The organism is Streptomyces sp. C1-1 (assembly GCF_050214755.1).
In the GTDB taxonomy this organism is placed as follows: domain Bacteria; phylum Actinomycetota; class Actinomycetes; order Streptomycetales; family Streptomycetaceae; genus Streptomyces.
Genome location: NZ_CP189826.1, coordinates 8,191,434 through 8,211,209, shown reverse-complemented (window position 1 = coordinate 8,211,209; position 19,776 = coordinate 8,191,434). Strand labels below are relative to the sequence as shown.

The window sequence follows — 19,776 nt, the reverse complement described above, 5'->3', positions numbered from 1 at the left end:
CCGGAGCCGCGGGTCACCGCTCGGCCGGCGCGAACAGTTCGTCCTGGGCCCGGTCGCGGGCGGTGAGCAGGGCGCCGCGCAGTACGGCGCCGCCGCCGAGGGCACTCGGCCGGACCTCGGTGACCAGGGGCGACATCCGCCGGACCCGCTTCTGCACCCGTGCGGCGAGCTCCTGACCGCCGGCCTGTCCGACCTCGCCGCCCAGCACGACACACCCCGGATCGAGAATCGCCACGACGGAGGCCACCCCCACGGCGAGCCGGTCGGCGAGATCGTCGAGGAATCGACCGGCACCGCCCGCCGCCCGCTCCCCCGCCGCCGACTTCACCGCCGACCGGACCAGCGCCGCGGCCGGCGGTTCCTCACCGGTGACCGTCGCTCGCACCCCGTGTCGGCGGGCGAGTTCCGCGATGGCCGCCGATCCGGCCAGGGAGTGGAAGCCACCGTCGCAGTCCGTCGCCGAGGGCAGTCCGGTGGTGCCGGGGACCGGCAGGAAACCGATCTCCCCGGTACCGCCGGAGGCCCCCCGGCGCAGCGCGCCGTCCAGCACGACCGCGGCGCCCGTGCCGTAGCTCAGCCAGAGCAGGACGAAGGTGTCGCGGTCGCGGGCGGTGCCGTCGCGCTGTTCGGCGAGGGCCGCGAGGTTGGCCTCGTTGTCGATGCTCACGTGGGCCTCGGGGAACCGGTCCTGGAGCGCGGCGACCAGGCGCCGGTGCCAGGCGGGCAGCCCCGAGGAGTCACGGAGTTCGCCGGTGGCGGGGTCGATCAGGCCGGGCGCGCCGATGCCCACGGTGTGCAGGCTCCCCCAGGCCCGTACCCCCGCACGCGGGGGCGCCCCGCTCGCCTCGGCCTCCTTCACGACGCGTTCGACCAGCGCCACCGCCTGCTCCACCACCGGGCCCGTGCCGCTCTCCCCGCCGATCGGCACCGACGCCTCGGCCAGCACCCGCCCCACGAGGTCGGCGACGACCACCGAGACGCCCTCGGTGCGCACGTCCAGCGCGGCCAGCCGGGCGCGGTCGGCCACGATCCCGTACAGCTTCGCGTTCGGTCCGCGCCGCTGCTCCCCCGCCTCTCCGACCACCGTGATGAGACCGGCCTCGGCCAGCCGCTCCACGAGGTCGGCGACCGTCGGCCGGGACAGTCCGGTCAGCTGTTTCAACTGCCCGGCCGTCAACGGGCCCTCCTGCTGCAGCAGACGCAGGGCGAGCCGGTCGTTGATGGCCCGGGCGGTGCTGGGGGATGCGGGCATGCCGGGGATCCTTCCAGATCGGCGGGGCCGCGAGGGCGGGGCTCCGGGCCCCGCTCGGCCATTAATCCTCTATCTATCAGGAAGGGACCCTGATAGTTTACGCGGCGCGACCGAGGCCAGGAAGGAACGGGAGGGGACGGAGAATGGGCGACGTGGCCGAAGACCTGCGTGAGGTGAGGCGTGCCCGGTACGCCGTGGCCGCGGTGTTCGCCGTGCACGGCGCCGTCACCGGCACGTTCGCGACGCGGGTGCCATGGGTCCAGGAGCACGCGCACCTGAGCGCGGGCGAACTGGGCTTCGCGCTCGCCTTCACCGCGTTCGGCGCCTCCTGCTCGATGCCGCTGGCCGGCCGGATCAGCCACCGTTTCGGCAGCCGTACCGCCCTACGCGGGCTGATCGCCCTGTGGACACTGTCGCTCGTCCTGCCGTCCGTCGCGCCGAACATGCTCACCCTGTGCCTGGCGATGTTCACCTACGGCGCGAGCGCGGGCATGGCGGACGTCGCCATGAACGCGCTGGGTGTGGAGATCGAGCACCGGCTGAACAAGTCGATCATGTCCGGACTGCACGGCATGTGGAGCGCCGGCGCCCTGATCGGCTCGGCGGGCGGCACGCTCGCCGCGCACCTGGGGGCGGACGCGCGGGTGCACTTCGCGCTGGCGTCGGCGACCCTCACCGTCCTCGGCCTGCTGGCCTGCTCCTGGGTGCTCGACCTGCAGCCGGCCGAGGACGAGGAGCCACCGCCGCGGTTCGCGCTGCCGCCGCGGTCCGCGCTGCTGATCGGCGCGGTCGGGTTCTGCGCGGTGTTCGCGGAGGGCGCCAGCCTCGACTGGTCGGCGGTCTTCCTGCGCGACCAGCTGGAGACCTCGGCCGGACTGGCGGCCGCCTGTACGACCGGGTTCATGCTGACCATGGCGGCGGCGCGGCTGGTGGGCGACGCGGTGGTCGACCGCCTGGGCGCGGTCCGCACGGTCCGGGCGGGCGGGGCGTTCGCCGTGCTCGGCGGTGTCCTGATCGTCCTGGCGGGTCATCCGGCGGTGGCGATGACGGGCTTCGCACTGCTGGGTCTGGGGATCGCCGTCGTCGTGCCGCTGTGCTTCGCGGCGGCCGGGCACAGCGGACCGAACCCGAGCCAGGCCATCGCGGGCGTCGCCACCATCACCTACACCTCGGGGCTGATCGCGCCCAGCCTGATCGGCGGGGTGGCCCAGGCGACGAGCCTGGTGGTGTCCTTCGTGCTGGTGACCGTCCTGGCCTGCGGGCTCGCCGCCTTCGCGGGCGTCCTGCGCACGGGCGAGCGCGGCAGCCGTACCGAGGTCAGTCCGCAGCCCGCAGCAGTGCCCGACCCGCGGCCCTGAAGCCCTCGCTCCACGGCGCGGGGCGCATCGTGGCCGCGTCCAGCCGGACCAGGACCCGGGTGCCCCGCGCGTAGGTCTCGGTCCCGTCGGCCGAGCAGAACCGGAAGCCGTAGGTCAGGCCGGTGTTGCCGAGCCGTTCGAGCCACAGGTGGACGGCGTACTCGCCCGGCCGGGTCACCGGCGCCTCGTAGCCGATGGTCAGCTCCTTGACCGCGTTGCAGGCGTCTCCGGCCGCGGCCCAGTCGCCGTCGAAGTGGATGCCGTGCTCCTGCCACAGCTCGGTCCAGGCCTGCTCGACCTTCAGCGGGTAGCGCGCGTTGTGCAGCAGTCCGAGCGCGTCCAGGTCGTCGAAGTGGACGGTGACGGGGATCAGCCGGCCGTACGACAGGGCGGGGGCGATCGGGGCTTCGGCGGTCACGGGTGGGACTCCTGAACGTCAAGGGTGGAGCGGTGGGGACACTCCATCCTAAGCGGACGCTCAGGAGTCCCGGTCGGGAAGGGCCTGGTCAGCCCACGATCGAGTCCAGCTGCTCGGCCGCCGGGCGCAGCGCCCAGAGGTCGCCGCCGGGCGGGGTCTCCAGCTTCCCGACGGCCTCGCCGGCCGTCCGGTCCCCCGCGTCCGCCGCCGCGTGCACGACGTCGCTCGCGGCGTACCGGTGGAACTCCAGCTCCGGGTGGGGCCATGCCGCGACCCCGGTCGCGGCGGGCAGCAGATAGTCCACGGCCTTGAACAGCCCCTGTCCCTGCGGACCTCGATAGGCCCACAGGTTCACGCCGACGTGCCGGCCGATCGCCGCGAGCCGTGTGTACGCGACCAGGTCGAAGGTGGAGTAGTGCCAGCTCCTGGTCCGGGCGAGCTCCTGCGGCTGGCTGCCGTCGGCGGCGATCTGCGGGTCGATGCGCCCGCTCCGCGCGTCGAGCACGGTCCGCCTGGCCAGTGCCCGGTCGCCGGTGGCGTAGGCGAGGGCGGCGAGCTGCATGTCGTAGAAGGTGCCGTGGTTGTTGCCGGCCGCGGCTTCCTGCCTGCCGAAGTCGCTGTTCTCCAGCCAGTCGCGGAAGTCGGAGTTCCACGCGCGCATCGCGGTGCGGTCCGCGGCGCTCCAGCCGGGGGCCCCGGTGGCCAGGAGGGCCTGGGCGTCCAGGACGCTCGTGTACGACTGGGAGAAGTCGATGATCCCGATGGCCCGGCCGTCGTACTTGCACGGGATGAACTGGGCGTGGTCCAGGTTCGGGTTCATCCGGGTGGCCGGGTCGAGGAACCAGGTGCGCAGGATCCGGGCGGCCTTCTCGGCGTAGGCCTTCCGGCCCGTGTAGTACCAGGCCAGCGAGAGGTCGTAGGTCGAGTCGAAGACCTTCTCGGCGTCCTGGCGGTCGGTGCCGGAGTCGACTTCGGGATTGCGCTGTCCGTCCTTCTGGACGTAGGGGCAGCCCCAGGGGTTGTCGGCGGTGGGCGTGGTGGTGGGCCACCAGTAGGGGGCCTGGCTGAGGTAGTCGTGGGGGTCGCCGCCGGGGGCGGGCCGGGGCTTGTCGACGACCGTCCAGGGGCCCTGGCGCAGCCAGTCGTCGGCGCGGGACGTCAAGGCCGCCAGTTGGCGCCGGAGTTGTGGATCGCCGCGGTCGAGCAGGGCTTTCGTCCGCTGCAACCGGGCGCCGTCGAGGACGGTGGTGGCGGGCGCCCGGGGGCTCGCGTGTGCGCAGGGGACGAGGGCGGCCGCGATGGTCACCGCCGTGGCGAGCAGTACGGCCGCGCGGGATCTTCCACTCATCTGGACTCCGATCCATCGAGGGAGCGGTCAGAAATGTGAATTCAGTTCACGAGTAGGACCGTGCGAGCGTAGAACCCCGAGGTACCCGTGACAATGGTCCGGACAAGACTTCAGGTACGGAGAAAGCGAACCCTCACATGGACCTCGGCGTGCGCTGGAAACTGCACGGAGACGGGCGGTCGCCCGCGCCCGGAGCGGTGGTACGCCCCGACGAACGGCTCTCCTGGCCCCGCACGGTCGGCCTCGGCGCCCAGCACGTGGTGGCGATGTTCGGCGCGTCCTTCGTGGCGCCGGTACTGATGGGCCTCGACCCCAACCTCGCGATCATGATGTCGGGCGTCGCGACCGTGATCTTCCTGCTGGCCACGCGCGGCCGAGTGCCGAGCTACCTCGGCTGCTCGCTGTCGTTCGTCGGCGTGGCGGCCGTGATCCGCGCACAGGGCGGCACGAGCGCCACTGTCACCGGCGCGGTCCTCGTCGTCGGCTTCGCGCTGTTCCTGGTCGGTCTCGCCGTGCAGCGCTTCGGCGCGCGGATCATCCACGCCGCGATGCCGCCGGTCGTCACCGGCGCGGTGGTGATGCTCATCGGCTTCAACCTCGCGCCCGTCACTGCCTCCACCTACTGGCCGCAGGACCAGTGGACGGCCCTGCTGGTCATGCTCTTCACCGGCCTGGCCGTCGTCGGCCTGCGCGGCTTCTGGTCACGGATCGCGATCTTCCTGGGTCTGGTCTTCGGGTACGGCGTCTCGTGGGCCTTCGACCGCATCTTCGGCCGCATCCACTCGGCCGACGCCAGCGGCAAGGTCACCGACCACTGGCGTCTGGACCTCTCCGGCGTCGGCAAGGCGGACTGGATCGGCCTGCCGTCCTTCCACGGTCCGACCTTCCAGTGGTCGGCGATCCTGGTCGCGCTCCCCGTCGTCATCGCCCTGGTCGCCGAGAACGCCGGCCATGTCAAGGCGGTCGGCGAGATGACCGGCGACCCGCTCGACGACAAGCTCGGCACGGCGATCTCGGCCGACGGCGTCGGCTCCATGCTGTCCACCGCGCTCGGCGGCCCGCCCAACACCACGTACTCCGAGAACATCGGCGTGATGGCCGCCACCCGCGTCTACTCCACGGCCGCGTACTGGGCCGCCGCCGGTTTCGCCCTCCTGTTCGGCCTGTGCCCGAAGTTCGGCGCGGTCGTCGCCGCGATCCCGGGCGGCGTCCTCGGCGGCATCACCGTCATCCTCTACGGCATGATCGGCCTGCTCGGCGCCCAGATCTGGACCAACGCCCGGGTGGACCTGCGCAATCCGCTCAACCTGGTCCCGGCCGCCGCGGGCGTCATCATCGGTGTCGGCGACGTCACCATGAAGTTCACCGACCGCTTCTCCCTCTCCGGCATCGCGCTGGGCACGATCGTCGTCATCACCGGCTACCACGCGCTGCGGGCCCTGGCCCCGGCCCACCTCAAGCAGCAGGGTCCGCTGCTCGACGAGGGCACGTCCTCCTACGACGAGGCCAAGGCGTAGGCGTACGACGGGCTGAACGTCCCCGGCGCCCCCTCGCACCCGTCCGACTCGCCCGGCAGCTTCACCCACAGGTAGGCGTCGATCCGGGCCTGTCCCGTGCTCAGCGTCGGCGCCTGCCCGAGTCTGCGGCCGGCCGGGTCGCACCAGGTGCCGTCGGCCGGGGCGCCGTTGCCGTTGCGGCTGGTGTCGATGACGGCGCCGAGGCGCGCGGGGCCGCCGAGGGCGTCGAGGACCCGGCGGTCGTAGGTGATCTCGTCCGAGGTCGGACGGAAGTTGGAGACGTTGCTGAAGATCCCGTCTGAGGAGGCGGGCGAGGCGGCGCCCGCCTGCCGGAGCAGGGCCGCCTGCTCGCCGGCCGGGTGCCAGCCGGAGTGACCGGCGTCGTAGTAGACGCGGGCCTTGGGGTCGGCGGCCTTCAGAACGCGGCCGGCGCGGGCCAGCGACGCGAAACGCCCGGCCCGGCGGGCGGCGGGCAGACAGCCGGCCTGGGCTATGGAGTCGGGCTCCAGGACGACGACGACCTCGCCGGACCCGAGCCCCGCGGCGAACGCGTCGATCCAGCGGTCGTAGGCGTCGAGGTCCGGCGCCCCGCCCTCGGAGGCCCCGCCGCAGTCGCGGTCCGGGATCGCGTACGCCACGAGCACCGGCACCCGGCCCTGCGCGGCCGCGCCCGAGGTGACCGCGCGGACCCGGGAGGCGATGGCCGACGGCGAGGGGTCGGCGAACCACACCGCGGCCGGCCGGTCGGCGATGCGGGACGCGATGAGCGGTGTGCGGGGGTCGGCGGGGTGGGCGCGGACCCAGTCGAGGACGTGTGAGTCGGGGTGGCGGTAGAGAAGGGCGGACACGGTCGAGGACCGCTGCTCGCGCTCGGACGCCGCCGGCGCGGAGGTGGCCCGGCTCCGCGACGAAGCGGGCGAACGGGGCTTCCGTGACGGGGACTTCGTGACCGTGGCAGAGGGCGGGGGCGCTGCCGTCAGCCGGTCGACGTGCGGCGAGCCGGTCGCCGCGGACCTCGCCGCGTCGGCGCCGCGGCCGCCGTCGAGGGCGGAGATCGCGCCGGTCACCGTGGCGACGGCGACCACCGCCGAGGCCACCGCGAGCATCGCGGCGCGCCGGGCGCGTCCGCGCCGGGCCCGGCGTGCGGCCAGACGCTGTGCGCGTAAGCCTGACAAGGCGTCGCTCCCCCTCCCCCACGGCGGAGCGTTCCCCCGTTTCGGGGAAGCCTCGGCCCGCCGCCACTGCGGTCAGCGTAGGACTGGGACCCTTCCCCCATGCCGCAACTGCAACAGTTCGACCCGACCGTGGACGCGGTGCTCTCGCGCATGCGCGCCCTCGACGCGGCCCTGCCCGAGCGGGACGGGATCGCGGTGTTCAACCGCGTCTACCTTGCCGTCACCGAGGCCGTCGACCGCCGGATCGACGCCGGCCGCTTCCCGGACGCCCGGGCCGCGATCACCCTGGACGTGCGGTTCGCGGAACGCTATCTCGCCGCCGTCGACACGGTGTCCGACGGACGGCGTCCGCCCGCCTGCTGGCGGCCCCTGTTCCAGTTCCGCCGGCATCCCGGGGTACGTCCGATGCAGTTCGCGCTGGCGGGCATCAACGCGCACATCGGGCACGACCTGGCGCTCGCCGTGGTGGACAGCTGTCGTAGTCTGCGCTGCGAACCGGCCGATCTGGAGGACGAGTTCGACCGTGTGGGCGACCTCCTCGTCTCGCTGGAGGAGCACATCCGCGAAGAGCTGATGCCGGGGCCCGACCTCCTCCAGATCGCCGACCCGCTCACCCATCTGCTCGGCTCGTGGAGCCTGGAGCGGGCCCGGGAGGCCACCTGGACGGCCGCGCGGGCCCTGTGGGCGCTGCGCCGACTGCCCGACGTGGCCGAGGAGTTCACCGAACGGCTGGATACGGCCGTCGGCTTCGCGGGCCGCATGTTGCTGACGCCGCTCCTGGATTAGGTTGACCGTTGTACCGACGCAAAGGAGCGTACGCATGGCCATCCGGCTGGGTCTGAGCCTTCCCCAAGCGCGGCAGTACGACATCGGACGTGACGTGCCCGACGTGGCCCGCACCGCCGAACGGATCGGTTACGAGAGCCTGTGGGTCTACGAGCGGGCCCTGTTCCCCGAGCCCGCGACCCAGGGCCTGTACGGCATCGAGGGCCTGGCGTGGCCCGACATCTACCGCGGTGTTCCCGACCCCCTGGTGACGCTGACCCTGGCGGCCGCGTCGACCGAGCGGGCCCGGCTCGGCACCAGCATCCTGGTGGCACCGCTGCACAACCCCTTCCAGCTGGCCAAGTCCCTCGCGACGCTGGACGCGGCGAGCGGCGGCCGGGTGCTGGCGGGCCTCGGCACGGGCTGGTCCCTCGACGAGTACGCCGCGGCCGGCGTGGCGCCGTTCGAGGAGCGGGGCCGGGTCCTGGACGAGATCATCGGCGTGTGCCGGGCGGTGTGGGGGCCGGACCCGGTGACGTACGAGGGCCGGATCACCAGGATCGCCTCGGCCGTGGTGGCTCCCAAGCCCGCCCGCCCGATCCCGATCCTGCTGCCCACCAACAGCAGGAAGGCGATGACCCGGCTCGTCGACCACGCCGACGGCTGGATGCCCATCGCCATGGGCGTCGAGCAACTGGCCGCGCAGTGGCGCCAGTTGCAGGACCTGGCGGCCGAGCGCGGCCGCACCGACCCGATCGAGACGGTGGTGCGGATCAACGCCCGGCACTCGCCCAAGGCGTACGACGGCACGGACCGCTCCCCCTTCCAGGGCAGCACCGCGCAGATCGTCGAGGACCTCGCGGCCCACGCCGCCGGCACCGGCCTCGACGCCTTCTTCTTCGAGCTCCAGGGCAGCGCCCGGGACGCCGAGGAACTCAAGGACGTGGCCGCCGAGCTGTACGAAGCGGTCCGCGCGGCCGGGATCTAGTCCTCGGGCAGTTCGACCGGCGCGATCTCGTCGTAGAGGTCGCCCGGGCCCGGGTTGGACGGGTCGGTCGAGCCGCCGAGGTGGTGCATGACGCCCCAGACCGCGTTCAGCGCGGTCTGGATGGCGCCCTCGGCCCAGCCGGCCGTCCAGGAGATGTCGTCGCCGGCCAGGAAGATGCCGCGCTTGTCCTCGGGCAGCCGGTCCTGCATGAAGTGGGTGAACAGGCGCCGCTGGTAGCGGTAGTGGCCGGGCAGGTTGGCCTTGAACGCGCCCATGAAGTAGGGCTCGTTCTCCCAGGAGACGGTCACCGGGTTGCCGATGATGTGCTTCCGGATGTCGACCTTGGGATAGATCTCGCCGAGCGACTTCAGCATGACCTCCATCCGCTCGTTCGCGGACAGCGGCAGCCACTTCAGGCTGTCGTCGCACCAGGTGTAGGAGAGGCAGATGACAGCCGGCTTGTCCGGGCCGTCGTCCAGGAGGTAGGTCCCGCGCGTCATGCGGTCGGTGAGGGTCATCGACATGACGTCCCGGCCGGTCTCCTCGTCCTTGTCCAGCCAGAAAGGCCGGTCGACGGGCACGAAGAGCTTGCTGGACTCCATGTAGTGGGTGCGCTCGACGGCGGTCCAGTGGTCGATCGGGAAGAGCGAGTCGTCGCAGGCGATCTTCGACAGCAGCATCCAGGACTGGGCGGTGAAGACGGCCGCCTTGTAGGTGCGGATGTCGCCGCCCGCGTCGGTGACGGTGATCCGGTTGCCGGCCGCGCGGTGCAGGCGGGTGACGGCCGGGCGGGGCTCGCCGTTCTCGTGCAGCGTCGCCAGCGAGGTGCCCTGCGCCCAGTGGACGATCTTCCCGGGCTCGCGCTCCCACAGCCTGAGCGGCAGTTGCTGGGAGCCGCCGACGATCCCGCGGTGGTGGTCGTCGGCCTCGGTGTAGACGACCCGCAGGATCTCCAGGATGGAGTTGGGGAAGTCGGTGTCCCAGCCGCCGGTGCCGAAGCCGACCTGGCCGAAGATCTCGCGGTGCCGGAAGGACTTGAAGGCCTCGGAGTCGCAGAGGAAGCCGTAGAAGGTCTGGTTGTCGAGCTTCTCGACGAGCCTGCCCCAGATCTCGCGGATGCGCGGCACGTCCCGCTCGCGCAGGGCGCGGTTCATGTCGGAGAAGTCGGCGCCCTCTTCGAGGCACCTGTTCCAGGCGTCGGCGACATCGCGGTAGACCTGCGGCAGGTCGTCGACGGTCTCGGCGTAGTGCGACTCGCCCTTGAGGTCGACCACCGTCGAAGGCGTCGTCTCGGCAAGGGGGTTGGGGAAGGGGCGGGTCTCCAGGCCGACCAGGTCGATGTAGTGCTGGAGGGCGGTGGAGGAGGGCGGGAAGCGCATCGCGCCCATCTCGGCGGTCAGGCCCTCGGTGCTCGGGCCGTCGAAGCCCACCGTGCGCAGCCGCCCACCGATCTGATCGGCCTCGTACACGACCGGCTTCAGGCCCATCTTCATCAGCTCGTACGCGGCCACGATGCCGGAGAGGCCACCGCCGACGACCGCGATCTCGGTGCCGTGCTCGGTCGCCGGTATCTGGCCGAGGCCCGCCGGGTGGGCGAGGAAGTCGTCGTAGGCGTAGGGGAAGTCCGGACCGAACATGGTGATCGGCGGCAGCTGCTGCGCGTCCGCATGCTCGACGGCGTTGGGCACGGTGGACGTCATGGGGTACGGACTCCTTGCGAGAACTGCGGGGTGAGGACTGGAGGGGGTGTTCAGACGAGCGACCGGTACAGACCGGGCCGGCGGTCCTGCAGATACGGGTTCGCCTCGCGGGAGGCGGCGAGGAAGGCCGGGTCGGCGTCGGCGAGGAGCAGGTCCTCGGCGCGGCCGGCGCGGGTGCGGGCGATCCCGTCGGGCCCGGCCAGCGTGGAGAGCCCGACGAAGTCGAACTCCCCTTCCCGGCCCACCCGGTTGACGTACGCGACGTACATCTGGTTCTCGAAGGCGCGCACCGGGATCATCGACTCGGCGACGAACTGGAACGGGTGCATCTGCGCCGTCGGCACGACGAGCAGGTCGGTGCCGGCCAGGGCGTGGGCACGGACGTTCTCCGGGAACTCGACGTCGTAGCAGATCATGAGGCCGACGGTGAGTCCGCCGAGCTCGGCCTGGACGACCGGCTGCTCGCCCGGCGTGAAGTGGTCGCGCTCGAAGCAGCCGAAGAGGTGCGTCTTGCGGTAGTTCGCGAGGCGGACGCCCTCGGCGGAGATCAGCTGCGCGGAGTTGAGGACCGTCTCGCCGTCGCGCTCCGGGTATCCGTAGGCGATCGCGAGCCCGTGCCGGCCCGCGATGTCGGCGATCGCGTCCGCGGAGTCCCCGTCGGCGGGCTCGGCGAGCCGGGCGATGTCGTCGCCGATCGCGTACCCGGTCAGGAACATCTCCGGCGCGGCCAGCAGCGCGGCTCCGGCGGCGGCGGCACGGCTCGCGGCCGCGTCGAGGACCTTGAGGTTCTCGGCGACGGATCCGGGGCGTCCGGAGCTCTGGAGCAGGGCGGTGCGCATGCGTGTTCCTCGACGGTACGGAAGGGGTTGGGGCCATCTAGAAGGTACGGTCGGTGGGCCGCGACCAGCAAGAAGGACCCGTTGCGCGCCGGTGAGCGGTTCATTGCGTGCAGCGCCCCTCGCGCGGCGATTCGTTGCGCGCCCCGGTACGGGCGCGGACCCCCAGCGCCAGGGCCGTCAGCAGATACGGCAGCGCGAACAGGGTGAAGGCCGTGCTGTGGGCGGATCGCGTCGCGATCGCCGCGTATCCGGCGTACACGGCGACCGTGACCAGTTCCGTGCCCAGGCCGGCGACCGAGGTGAGGGTGGCGCGGCCGGTGTCGCCGATGCGCTGCTGGAGACGGACGTCGGCGAGTACGGTCGCCAGCTGGAAGCCCCCGAAGGCGACGGCCACCAGTCCGAGGGCGAGTGGTGTCCGGGCCGCCGCGCCCGCGGCGAGGGCTACGGCGGCCGCCCCGAGGAGCCAGGCCAGCCCCCTGGTCCCCAGGCGTGCGAAGCGGCCGGCGAGCAGACTGCCGGCCGTGGCGCCCGCCCAGATCAGCAGGAGCAGGTAGGGGACCCGGGCGTCCGGCACTCCGGTTCCCCGCACCAGCAGCGGCGTGTACTCGTCCAGCGCCCCCCACACCGCGGTCACCATCGGGACGAGCAGGATCGCCCCGCGCACCGAGGGCTCGCGCCGGACCTGCGTGAGGCCGGCCTTCAGGGTGGCGGTCCCGATCTCTTCGTCGTGCGCGGCCGCGGTCCGGCGTTCGGGGAACGCGCAGGCCGTCACCGCGGCCGCCACACAGGCCAGCACACTCGCCGCGCCGACGGCCGGATAGCCGCCCCGGGCGAGGACGGGTCCGGCGAGTCCCATCGCGGCCATGACCGCGACCAGGCCGACCGCCCGGGACCTGCCCATCAGGCGGGCGTACCGCTCGGCCGCGCCGAGCCGCTCGAGCTCCTCGTACACCAGGGCCTCCAGCGCCCCGGAGACGAACGCTCCCCGCGCACCCCACAGCACGAAGCCCACGGCGAAGGCCCAGTACGACGGGACGAGCACCCACAGCGCGAAGCCGACGGCGGTCAGCAGCGGGCCGAGCCACAGCAGCAGCCGTCGCGAGACGGCGTCGGCCCAGGCACCGGAGGGCACCTCCAGCACCACGCCGGTGACCGACCACAGCACGAACAGGGAGGAGATCTGCCAGAGGGACAGCCCGGTGTCGCTGAACAGCAGCGTGTACACCGGGTAGAGCAGCACGAACTCGTCGAGGAACGAGTACCCGTACAGGGTGGCCGTCAGCCGGCGGACGCGGGTCGCGGGCGGACGGATGGAGGAGAGTGTCATGTGGCCTTCCCGGAGGGGCGGTTCGGACGTCGTGGGTACGGCGTCCGAGGCGGCCCTCGGGAGGCCCGGTTCGTGGATCAATGTCGCCAGGTCATGCAACCGATGCTAGACAGTCCCGGGCCCGGCGCCCAGCGAGAATACGGAGGTTGCGGTGAACATCGCGGAGTTGCCCCGGATCGACGAGCACTCGACGGTGGTCGTGGCCGAGGGCGGTGCCCTCTGGCACGCGCTCGGCGAGACCCTGGAGCGGTCCTTGGGGCGACCGCGCTCCGCCCGCTACGCCCGTCTCGTCGGCGCCGCCGACCGGACGGCGTCGGGACCGCGGCCCCTGACCCGGGGGTCGGCCTTCCCCGGGTTCCGGGTGGCCGACGCGGTCCCGGGACGGGAGCTGGTGCTGGTCGGCCGGCACCACTTCTCGACGTACGCCCTGGTCTTCCGCCTGGAGGCGGCCGGGAGCGGGCGCACCCGGTTGCGGGCCGAGACCCGGGCCCGGTTCCCCGGACCCGGCGGCGCCCTCTACCGGCTGCTGGTCATCGGCACGGGGGCGCACGCGCTGCTCACCGGACGTCTGCTGGCGACGGTCCGGCGCCGTGCCGAGGGATCAGGTGGGTGAGCCCGACGAGAAGCGGCGCAGCAGCGGCGACAGCACCAGCACGGACTTCGTCCGCTCCACGAAGGGCTCCCCGGCGATCCGCTCCAGGACGCGCTCGAAGTGCCGCATGTCGGAGGCGAAGACCTGGACGATCGCGTCCGCGTCGCCGGTGACGGTCGACGCGGCCACGACCTCCTGGTAGCGCTCCAGTCCGCGCCGGATGGTCTCCGGCGAGGTGTTGTGCCGGCAGTAGATCTCGACGAACCCCTCGGTCTCCCAGCCGAGGGCCGAGGGGTCGACGCGTACGGTGAAGCCGGTGATGGCCCCGGTGGCGCGCAGCCGGTCCACGCGCCGCTTCACGGCGGGCGCGGACAGGCCGACCAGTTGCCCGATGTCGGCGTAGGAGCGGCGGGCGTCCTCCGCGAGGGCGTGCACGATGCGTTCGTCGAGATCGTTCAGCACGGTGGGTCGTTCAGCTCTCAGATGGTGCGAGTCGGGAGCGGCGGTGGCCGTACCCGAAGTAGAACACGAGCCCGACGGCCATCCAGACACCGAAGACCACCCAGGTGACGGCGGACAGGCTGCCCATCATCCACACGCAGAAGCCGAAGCCGAGCGCGGGCAGGACGGGCGAGAGCGGGACGCGGAAGGTGCGGTTCATGTGCGGGCGGGTCCGACGCAGCACCACGACGGCGATGTTGACCAGGGCGAAGGCGAACAGCGTGCCGATGCTGGTGGCGTCGGCGAGCTGGCCCAGCGGGATCGCGGCGGCGAGGACACCGCAGAACAGGGAGACGATCACGGTGTTGGCGCGGGGGGTGCCGGTCTTCGGGTGCACCTTGGAGAACACCTTCGGTACCAGGCCGTCGCGCGACATGGCGAAGAGGATGCGGGTCTGGCCGTAGAGGACCGTGAGCACGACGCTCGCGATGGCGATGACGGCGCACGCGGCGAGCAGCGTCCCCCAGAAGGACTGGCCGGTGACGTCGCGCATGATCTGGGCGAGCGCGGCCTCGGAGTCGTTGAACCGCCGCCAGGGCTTGGCGCCGACGGCGACGGCGGCGACGAGGACGTAGAGGGCGGTGACGATGACGAGCGACAGCATGATGGCGCGGGGCAGGTCGCGCTGGGCGTCCTTCGCCTCCTCACCGGCGGTGGAGGCGGCGTCGAAGCCGATGTAGGAGAAGAACAGGGTGGCCCCGGCGGCGCTCACGCCCGCCATGCCCAGCGGCATGAAGTGGGCGTAGTTCCCGGACCGGAAGCCCTGGACGCCGATGGCGCAGAACAGGACCAGCGCGGCGATCTTCACGCACACCATGACGGTGTTGGCGCGGGCCGACTCCCGGGCGCCGCCGAGCAGGAACGCCATGGCGAGCAGGACGACGATCAGCGCGGGCAGGTTGAAGACGCCGCCGTCGCCGGGGGGCGCGGACAGGGCGTCGGGGATCGTGACGCCGATGGTCCCGTCGAGGAGTTCGTTGAGGTACTCGCCCCAGCCCACGGCGACGGCCGCCACCGAGACGCCGTACTCCAGGACCAGGCACCAGCCGCAGATCCAGGCGATCAGCTCGCCCATCGTTGCGTATGCGTACGAGTACGAGGAGCCGGAGACGGGGATGGTGCCGGCGAGCTCGGCGTAGGACAGGGCCGAGAACAGCGCGGTCAGACCGGCTATCACGAAGGAGAGGGTGACGGCCGGGCCGGCCTTGGGGACGGCCTCGCCGAGGACCACGAAGATGCCGGTGCCCAGGGTGGCACCGATGCTGATCATGGTGAGCTGCCAGAGCCCGAGGGAGCGGCGCAGACTGCCGCCTTCACCCTGGCCGCCCTCTGCGACCAGGCGTTCCACCGGCTTGCGACGCATGAGGCGCGCGCCGAGGCCCGGGGACGACGGGGCATCGGTGGTACGGCTTTGCGGGGGTGCGCCTTGGTCGAGCACGCGCTGACTCCTTCGTCGCTGCGGTCAGCGCGGCGGGGACCGTCAGGCGTCCCCGCGCGAGCAGGGACCCATCGAGCGGGGTCCGCGCCACGCCAGGTACAGCGCATGACCCTACGGGCCGGGCCTTCGCAGGCGAAATGCAGCAACCTTGCGGATACCCGCAAGATCGTTGCGTTCATAGCGAAGAGGGTGGGTGTTCGTTGCGCCGGTGTGTCGGAACGTGCGAACGGCGCCCCGGGGGCGCGGGGAACTGCGCGACCGGCCACGGACCGGCCCGCAGCTGCCCCACGGCCTCAGCACTCCCGAGCGGAGCGTTTTAGCGTCTAGCTCCAGCTGGCGTGCAGCGGCTTGCCCTCGGCGTAGCCCGCGGCGCTCTGGATGCCGACGACGGCCTTCTCGGCGAACTCCTCCAGGGAGCCCGCGCCGGCGTAGGTGCAGGAGGAGCGGACGCCCGCGATGATCGAGTCGATCAGGTCCTCGACGCCCGGGCGGGCCGGGTCGAGGTACATGCGGGAGGTCGAGATGCCCTCCTCGAACAGCGCCTTGCGGGCACGGTCGTAGGCCGACTCCTCGGAGGTGCGGTTGCGTACGGCGCGGGCCGACGCCATACCGAAGGACTCCTTGTAGAGTCGGCCGGAGGAGTCCTGCTGGAGGTCGCCCGGCGACTCGTAGGTGCCCGCGAACCAGGACCCGACCATCACGTTGGAGGCGCCGGCCGCGAGGGCCATGGCGACGTCGCGGGGGTGCCGGACACCGCCGTCGGCCCACACGTGCTTGCCGTACTTACGGGCCTCGGCCGCGCACTCCAGCACGGCGGAGAACTGCGGCCGGCCGACGCCGGTCATCATGCGGGTGGTGCACATGGCGCCCGGTCCGACGCCGACCTTGATGATGTCGGCACCGGCCTCGACGAGGTCCCTGACACCCTCGGCGGCGACGATGTTCCCGGCCACGATCGGCACCCCCGGGTCGAGCGCGCGGACCGTGCGGATCGCGCTGATCATCGACTCCTGGTGGCCGTGCGCCGTGTCGATGACGAGCGTGTCGACGCCCGCGTCGAGCAACTGCTTGGCCTTGCCCGCGACATCGCCGTTGATGCCGACGGCGGCGGCCACGCGCAGCTTGCCGTCGGCGTCGGTGGCCGGCGTGTAGAGCGTGGCGCGCAGGGCGCCCTTGCGGGTCAGGATGCCGGCCAGGCGGCCCTCGGCGTCTACGGCGGGGGCGTAGCGCCGGTTGGCGCCGTCGAGGCGGTTGAAGGCCTCGCGCGGGTCGATGTCGGCGTCGATGAGCAGCAGGTCCTTCGACATGACGACCTCGAGCTGCGTGAAGCGGTCGACGCCGGACAGGTCCCGGTCGGTGACGACACCGACGGGCCGCCCCTCCCCGTCGACGACGACGCCGGCGTTGTGCGCCCGCTTCGGCAGCAGGGACAGCGCGTCGGCGACGGTCTGGTGCGGGGTGAGGACGATCGGGGTGTCGAGGACGAGATGGCGGCTCTTGACCCAGGAGATGACGTCGGTGACGACCTCGATCGGGATGTCCTGCGGGATGACCACCAGGCCGCCGCGCCGGGCCATCGTCTCGGCCATGCGGCGTCCGGCGATGGCGGTCATGTTGGCGACGACCAGCGGGATCGTGGTGCCCGTGCCGTCCGGGGAGCTGAGGTCCACGCCCTGCCGCGAGCCGACCGAGCTGCGGCTCGGGACCATGAAGACGTCGTCGTACGTCAGGTCGTACGGGGGCTGGATGTCGTTGAGGAAACGCACGTGCTGCACATCCCAGTCGATCAGAGGTGGCCCCCGGACAGGTCAGCCAGGGGGAAGAGCACGTACTTCATTGTCCCATGTCGGCCGGAATGCGATGCCCGGGCGAATCATCCAGGCAGGTCAGGGGGCTACTTGGAGGATGCTCCAAGAGCGAGGGCCACAGTGGCCGCGGAGGCGTGCGTGAACACGTCCACGGCCGTCTCCCACTCGTCCGGTCGCGCCTCGGCGTACGGCCGCCAGTTGCGCACGACGACCAGCAGCCCCCTGCCGGCGGCCCCCTCGGGCCACACGCCCGGGTCGGACAGGACGTCGGCCAGGGCGTCCCAGTTGCGGCCGAACCAGTCCGGCAGCATCAGGTCCCGGGCGCACCGGTCCATCAGCCCGGCCTTGTCCCGGACCCCGTCGAGATCCAGCGTGACCACGTGCTCCGTCATCTCCGTACCACCCTGAACGATTGGTAGTGATCATCGGTGTAGTAGAGCTCGCCGCCCCGCCCGGTGACGATGCGCCGGGCCCCGCGGTCGCGCGAGCCCGGCGTGGGGACCGTGTACTCGTGGTAGTAGCCGCGCCGCTGCCGGGGCAGCAGCCCCTCGAAGTTCCCGAAGACGGCGCCGTCCTTGGCGTACGGGAAGGGGCCGCCCTCGTCGATGAGGGCGAGCGTCCGCCGCGCCTCGGCGGGGAGTCGGGAGGCCTGGACGGTGGCCGGGCCGGAGGGGGAACGCGTGGTCGTCGGGTCGACCGACGAGCACGCCGTCAGCAGCGCGAGGAGCAGGCAGAGCAGCACACGGGGGACGGACCGGAGCACCATGCGCCCGATGCTGCCACGGCCGTCCCCTCATGACCTTCCGTCAGGGCCCGTCGGGGTCCGCCCTGTTGAGGGCCGGCCTCGGCGTCGGCCCCGCCGTCATCAGCACGTCCGCGGCCGACGTGTCCGTCACCAGGCTGGTCACCAGCCCGGAGCGCAGCACCGCGTCGATCGCCGCCGCCTTGCGTGCCCCGCCGGCGATGGCGACGACCTCGGGGATACGGCGCAGCTGGTCGGCCTTGACCGTGATGCACCGCTCGCCGAGGTCCCGTCCGACCCGGCGGCCCTCGGCGTTGAACAGGTGCGCGGACATCTCGGCGGCGACACCGAGGGAGGCGTAGTGCGCGCGCTCCTCGTCGCTGAGCATGTCGTGCACCGTCGAGATACCGGGCTCCCAGGAGCCGATGGAGACGCAGGCGACCGTGACCTTGTCGAAGTACTCGAAGGCCCGCGCGATGCCGGTCTGGTGGCGCAGCGCCGCCGCGGTCGCCGCGTCCGGCAGGAGCATCGGCGCGTAGATGGGGTGGGCGTCGCCGCCGGACACCTGGGCGGCGCGGCGCACGGCCTCGACGGAGCCGCGCTCGGCGGTACCGGCGTCGTACACGCCCGTCAGCTGCACCACGGTGCACGGTGGCAGCCGGTCCAGGGCGGCGGCCATGTGGATGGTGGAGCGGCCCCAGGCGAGTCCGAGCACATCGCCCTCGTTGACGAGCTCGCCGAGCAGGTCGGCGGCCACCTCGCCGAGGTTCTCGGGGTCGGGGGTGTCCTCGGCCTCGGCCGGGGACTCCACCACTACGGCGTGCCTGAGCCCGTAGCGGGCGCGCAGCGCGTCCGAGCGCTCGGCGTCCAGCTCGGCCGGGACTCGGATCTCGATGCGTACGAGATCCCGTTCGAGAGCGGTCTCCAGGACCCTGGCCACCTTGAAGCGGCTGACGCCGAACTCCTCCGCGATCTGGATCTTGGACTTGCCCTCGAGGTAGAAGCGGCGGGCCATGGCCGCCGCCTGCACCAGCTCGGCGGGTCCCATCCGCACTGCTGACCGGCCGCCCGCCGTCATACCCGACACGGCGTTCTCCTCACTGCTGTTCACACTCTGGATTCGCCGTTCATCCTTGCAGATCCGGCGTTGTTGATCCGCCCCGATGGGCGCCGTTCACAGCTGTTCACCGACCTGTGGCTCAGTGGTCGCACGCCCAGGACGCCTCAGCGGTCACCGACTCCGCCTGGTTGCGCAGGGCACGTACCGCCTCGGCGGGGTCTTCGGCGCCGTACACCGCGGAGCCCGCGACGAAGACGTCCGCGCCGGCCTCCGCGCAGCGCTCGATGGTGGCGGCCGAGACCCCGCCGTCGACCTGGAGCCACAGCTCCAGCCCGTGCTTGCTGATCAACTCGCGGGTGCGCCGAATCTTCGGAAGCATGATGTCCAGGAACGCCTGCCCGCCGAAGCCCGGCTCGACCGTCATGATCAGCAGCATGTCGAGTTCCGGCAGCAGGTCCTCGTACGGCTCGATGGGCGTCGCGGGCCGCAGCGCCATGGAAGCTCGGGCGCCCTTGGCCCGGATCTCGCGGGCCAGCCGCACCGGAGCGGTGGCCGCCTCCACGTGGAAGGTGACGGAACCGGCCCCCGCTTCCACGTACTGGGGCGCCCACCGATCGGGGGCCTCGATCATCAGATGGCAGTCCAGCGGGGTGTCCGTCGCACGGGCCAGGGACTCTACGACCGGCACACCGAGCGTGAGGTTCGGGACGAAATGGTTGTCCATGACGTCGACGTGGAGCCAGTCGGCTCCCTTGACCGCCTTCGCCTCGTCCGCGAGGCGGGCGAAGTCTGCGGACAGGATGCTGGGGTTGATCTGCACGGCCATGACCCAAGCCTGCCATGTCCGGGCACGTTTGTTCGCGCCGGTCCAGACCTAAGCCGTTCATCGGATGCCGTCCGCGGCCGCCGCGTGCCATGCTGGGCCGCCGTCGGGCACCACGTACGTCC

Annotated in this window: 19 protein-coding genes; 5 read left to right on the top strand and 14 right to left on the bottom strand. The window is 72.2% G+C overall.

Features of this window, described 5'->3' with window-relative positions:
• Window positions 1-13: 13 nt before the first annotated feature.
• Complete coding sequence (locus tag ACQF4J_RS37365) at window positions 14-1,252, bottom strand: ROK family transcriptional regulator (protein WP_351571300.1); 1,239 nt, start codon at window positions 1,250-1,252, stop codon at window positions 14-16.
• Window positions 1,253-1,395: 143 nt separating this feature from the next.
• Here ACQF4J_RS37365 and ACQF4J_RS37360 point away from each other — a divergent pair, with 143 nt between their 5' ends.
• Window positions 1,396-2,610 carry an MFS transporter gene (locus tag ACQF4J_RS37360; protein ID WP_427167763.1) on the top strand — a complete coding sequence of 405 codons (1,215 nt, stop codon included), beginning with the start codon at window positions 1,396-1,398 and terminating at the stop codon, window positions 2,608-2,610.
• On the opposite strand, the gene ACQF4J_RS37355 is transcribed toward ACQF4J_RS37360, so the two are convergent.
• Together ACQF4J_RS37355 and ACQF4J_RS37350 are read right to left on the bottom strand one after the other, a co-directional pair.
• The gene (locus ACQF4J_RS37355) at window positions 2,570-3,028 is read right to left on the bottom strand and encodes an acyl-CoA thioesterase (RefSeq protein WP_351571304.1); all 459 of its coding nucleotides are present in this window, start codon (window positions 3,026-3,028) and stop codon (window positions 2,570-2,572) included. The two genes, ACQF4J_RS37360 and ACQF4J_RS37355, sit on opposite strands and share 41 nt — an antisense overlap.
• Window positions 3,029-3,116: 88 nt before the next feature.
• Window positions 3,117-4,376: an alginate lyase family protein gene (locus tag ACQF4J_RS37350; protein ID WP_427167762.1), complete on the bottom strand. Its 1,260-nt coding sequence runs from the start codon at window positions 4,374-4,376 to the stop codon at window positions 3,117-3,119.
• A 137-nt stretch (window positions 4,377-4,513) separates the two neighbouring features.
• Here ACQF4J_RS37350 and ACQF4J_RS37345 point away from each other — a divergent pair, with 137 nt between their 5' ends.
• Complete coding sequence (locus ACQF4J_RS37345; protein WP_427167761.1) at window positions 4,514-5,893, top strand: uracil-xanthine permease family protein; 1,380 nt, start codon at window positions 4,514-4,516, stop codon at window positions 5,891-5,893.
• Here the strand turns inward: ACQF4J_RS37345 and ACQF4J_RS37340 are convergent.
• Window positions 5,872-6,999, bottom strand: coding sequence for a glycoside hydrolase family 6 protein (locus ACQF4J_RS37340; protein ID WP_427168666.1), 1,128 nt, complete (start codon window positions 6,997-6,999; stop codon window positions 5,872-5,874). The two genes, ACQF4J_RS37345 and ACQF4J_RS37340, sit on opposite strands and share 22 nt — an antisense overlap.
• Window positions 7,000-7,167: 168 nt before the next feature.
• Here ACQF4J_RS37340 and ACQF4J_RS37335 point away from each other — a divergent pair, with 168 nt between their 5' ends.
• Window positions 7,168-7,854: a DUF5995 family protein gene (locus tag ACQF4J_RS37335; protein ID WP_427167759.1), complete on the top strand. Its 687-nt coding sequence runs from the start codon at window positions 7,168-7,170 to the stop codon at window positions 7,852-7,854.
• Between the two features lie 34 nt (window positions 7,855-7,888).
• On the top strand, window positions 7,889-8,821 hold the full coding sequence (locus ACQF4J_RS37330; protein ID WP_351571316.1) for an LLM class F420-dependent oxidoreductase: 933 nt from the start codon (window positions 7,889-7,891) through the stop codon (window positions 8,819-8,821).
• Here ACQF4J_RS37330 and ACQF4J_RS37325 read toward each other — a convergent pair.
• The 3 genes from ACQF4J_RS37325 to ACQF4J_RS37315 form a co-directional block, all read right to left on the bottom strand.
• On the bottom strand, window positions 8,818-10,521 hold the full coding sequence (locus tag ACQF4J_RS37325; protein WP_351571319.1) for a flavin monoamine oxidase family protein: 1,704 nt from the start codon (window positions 10,519-10,521) through the stop codon (window positions 8,818-8,820). The genes ACQF4J_RS37330 and ACQF4J_RS37325 overlap by 4 nt on opposite strands.
• Window positions 10,522-10,571: 50 nt before the next feature.
• Window positions 10,572-11,360, bottom strand: a complete 789-nt coding sequence (locus ACQF4J_RS37320) for a carbon-nitrogen hydrolase family protein (protein WP_351571322.1) — start codon at window positions 11,358-11,360, stop codon at window positions 10,572-10,574.
• A 100-nt stretch (window positions 11,361-11,460) separates the two neighbouring features.
• Window positions 11,461-12,687 (bottom strand): MFS transporter, encoded by a 1,227-nt coding sequence (locus tag ACQF4J_RS37315; protein WP_351571325.1) that lies wholly within the window; start codon window positions 12,685-12,687, stop codon window positions 11,461-11,463.
• 151 nt (window positions 12,688-12,838) lie between these two features.
• Here ACQF4J_RS37315 and ACQF4J_RS37310 point away from each other — a divergent pair, with 151 nt between their 5' ends.
• Entirely contained in the window at window positions 12,839-13,300 is a 462-nt protein-coding gene (locus ACQF4J_RS37310; protein WP_351571328.1) for a hypothetical protein, read from the top strand.
• Here ACQF4J_RS37310 and ACQF4J_RS37305 read toward each other — a convergent pair.
• The 7 genes from ACQF4J_RS37305 to rpe form a co-directional block, all read right to left on the bottom strand.
• On the bottom strand, window positions 13,289-13,741 hold the full coding sequence (locus ACQF4J_RS37305) for an Lrp/AsnC family transcriptional regulator (RefSeq protein WP_142150397.1): 453 nt from the start codon (window positions 13,739-13,741) through the stop codon (window positions 13,289-13,291). The two genes, ACQF4J_RS37310 and ACQF4J_RS37305, sit on opposite strands and share 12 nt — an antisense overlap.
• A gap of 10 nt (window positions 13,742-13,751) precedes the next feature.
• A complete protein-coding gene (locus ACQF4J_RS37300; RefSeq protein ID WP_351571331.1) occupies window positions 13,752-15,218 on the bottom strand; it encodes an amino acid permease in 1,467 nt (488 codons plus the stop codon).
• Between the two features lie 323 nt (window positions 15,219-15,541).
• Window positions 15,542-16,984, bottom strand: a complete 1,443-nt coding sequence (locus tag ACQF4J_RS37295; RefSeq protein ID WP_351571417.1) for a GuaB1 family IMP dehydrogenase-related protein — start codon at window positions 16,982-16,984, stop codon at window positions 15,542-15,544.
• Between the two features lie 128 nt (window positions 16,985-17,112).
• On the bottom strand, window positions 17,113-17,418 hold the full coding sequence (locus ACQF4J_RS37290; protein WP_351571334.1) for a barstar family protein: 306 nt from the start codon (window positions 17,416-17,418) through the stop codon (window positions 17,113-17,115).
• On the bottom strand, window positions 17,415-17,792 hold the full coding sequence (locus tag ACQF4J_RS37285; RefSeq protein ID WP_351571342.1) for a ribonuclease domain-containing protein: 378 nt from the start codon (window positions 17,790-17,792) through the stop codon (window positions 17,415-17,417). The genes ACQF4J_RS37290 and ACQF4J_RS37285 overlap by 4 nt, the downstream gene beginning before the upstream one ends.
• 40 nt (window positions 17,793-17,832) lie before the next feature.
• Window positions 17,833-18,879 carry a sugar-binding transcriptional regulator gene (locus tag ACQF4J_RS37280; protein ID WP_058926528.1) on the bottom strand — a complete coding sequence of 349 codons (1,047 nt, stop codon included), beginning with the start codon at window positions 18,877-18,879 and terminating at the stop codon, window positions 17,833-17,835.
• An 88-nt stretch (window positions 18,880-18,967) separates the two neighbouring features.
• A complete protein-coding gene (gene rpe / locus ACQF4J_RS37275) occupies window positions 18,968-19,654 on the bottom strand; it encodes a ribulose-phosphate 3-epimerase (RefSeq protein ID WP_351571346.1) in 687 nt (228 codons plus the stop codon).
• Between the last annotated feature and the right edge of the window lie 122 nt (window positions 19,655-19,776).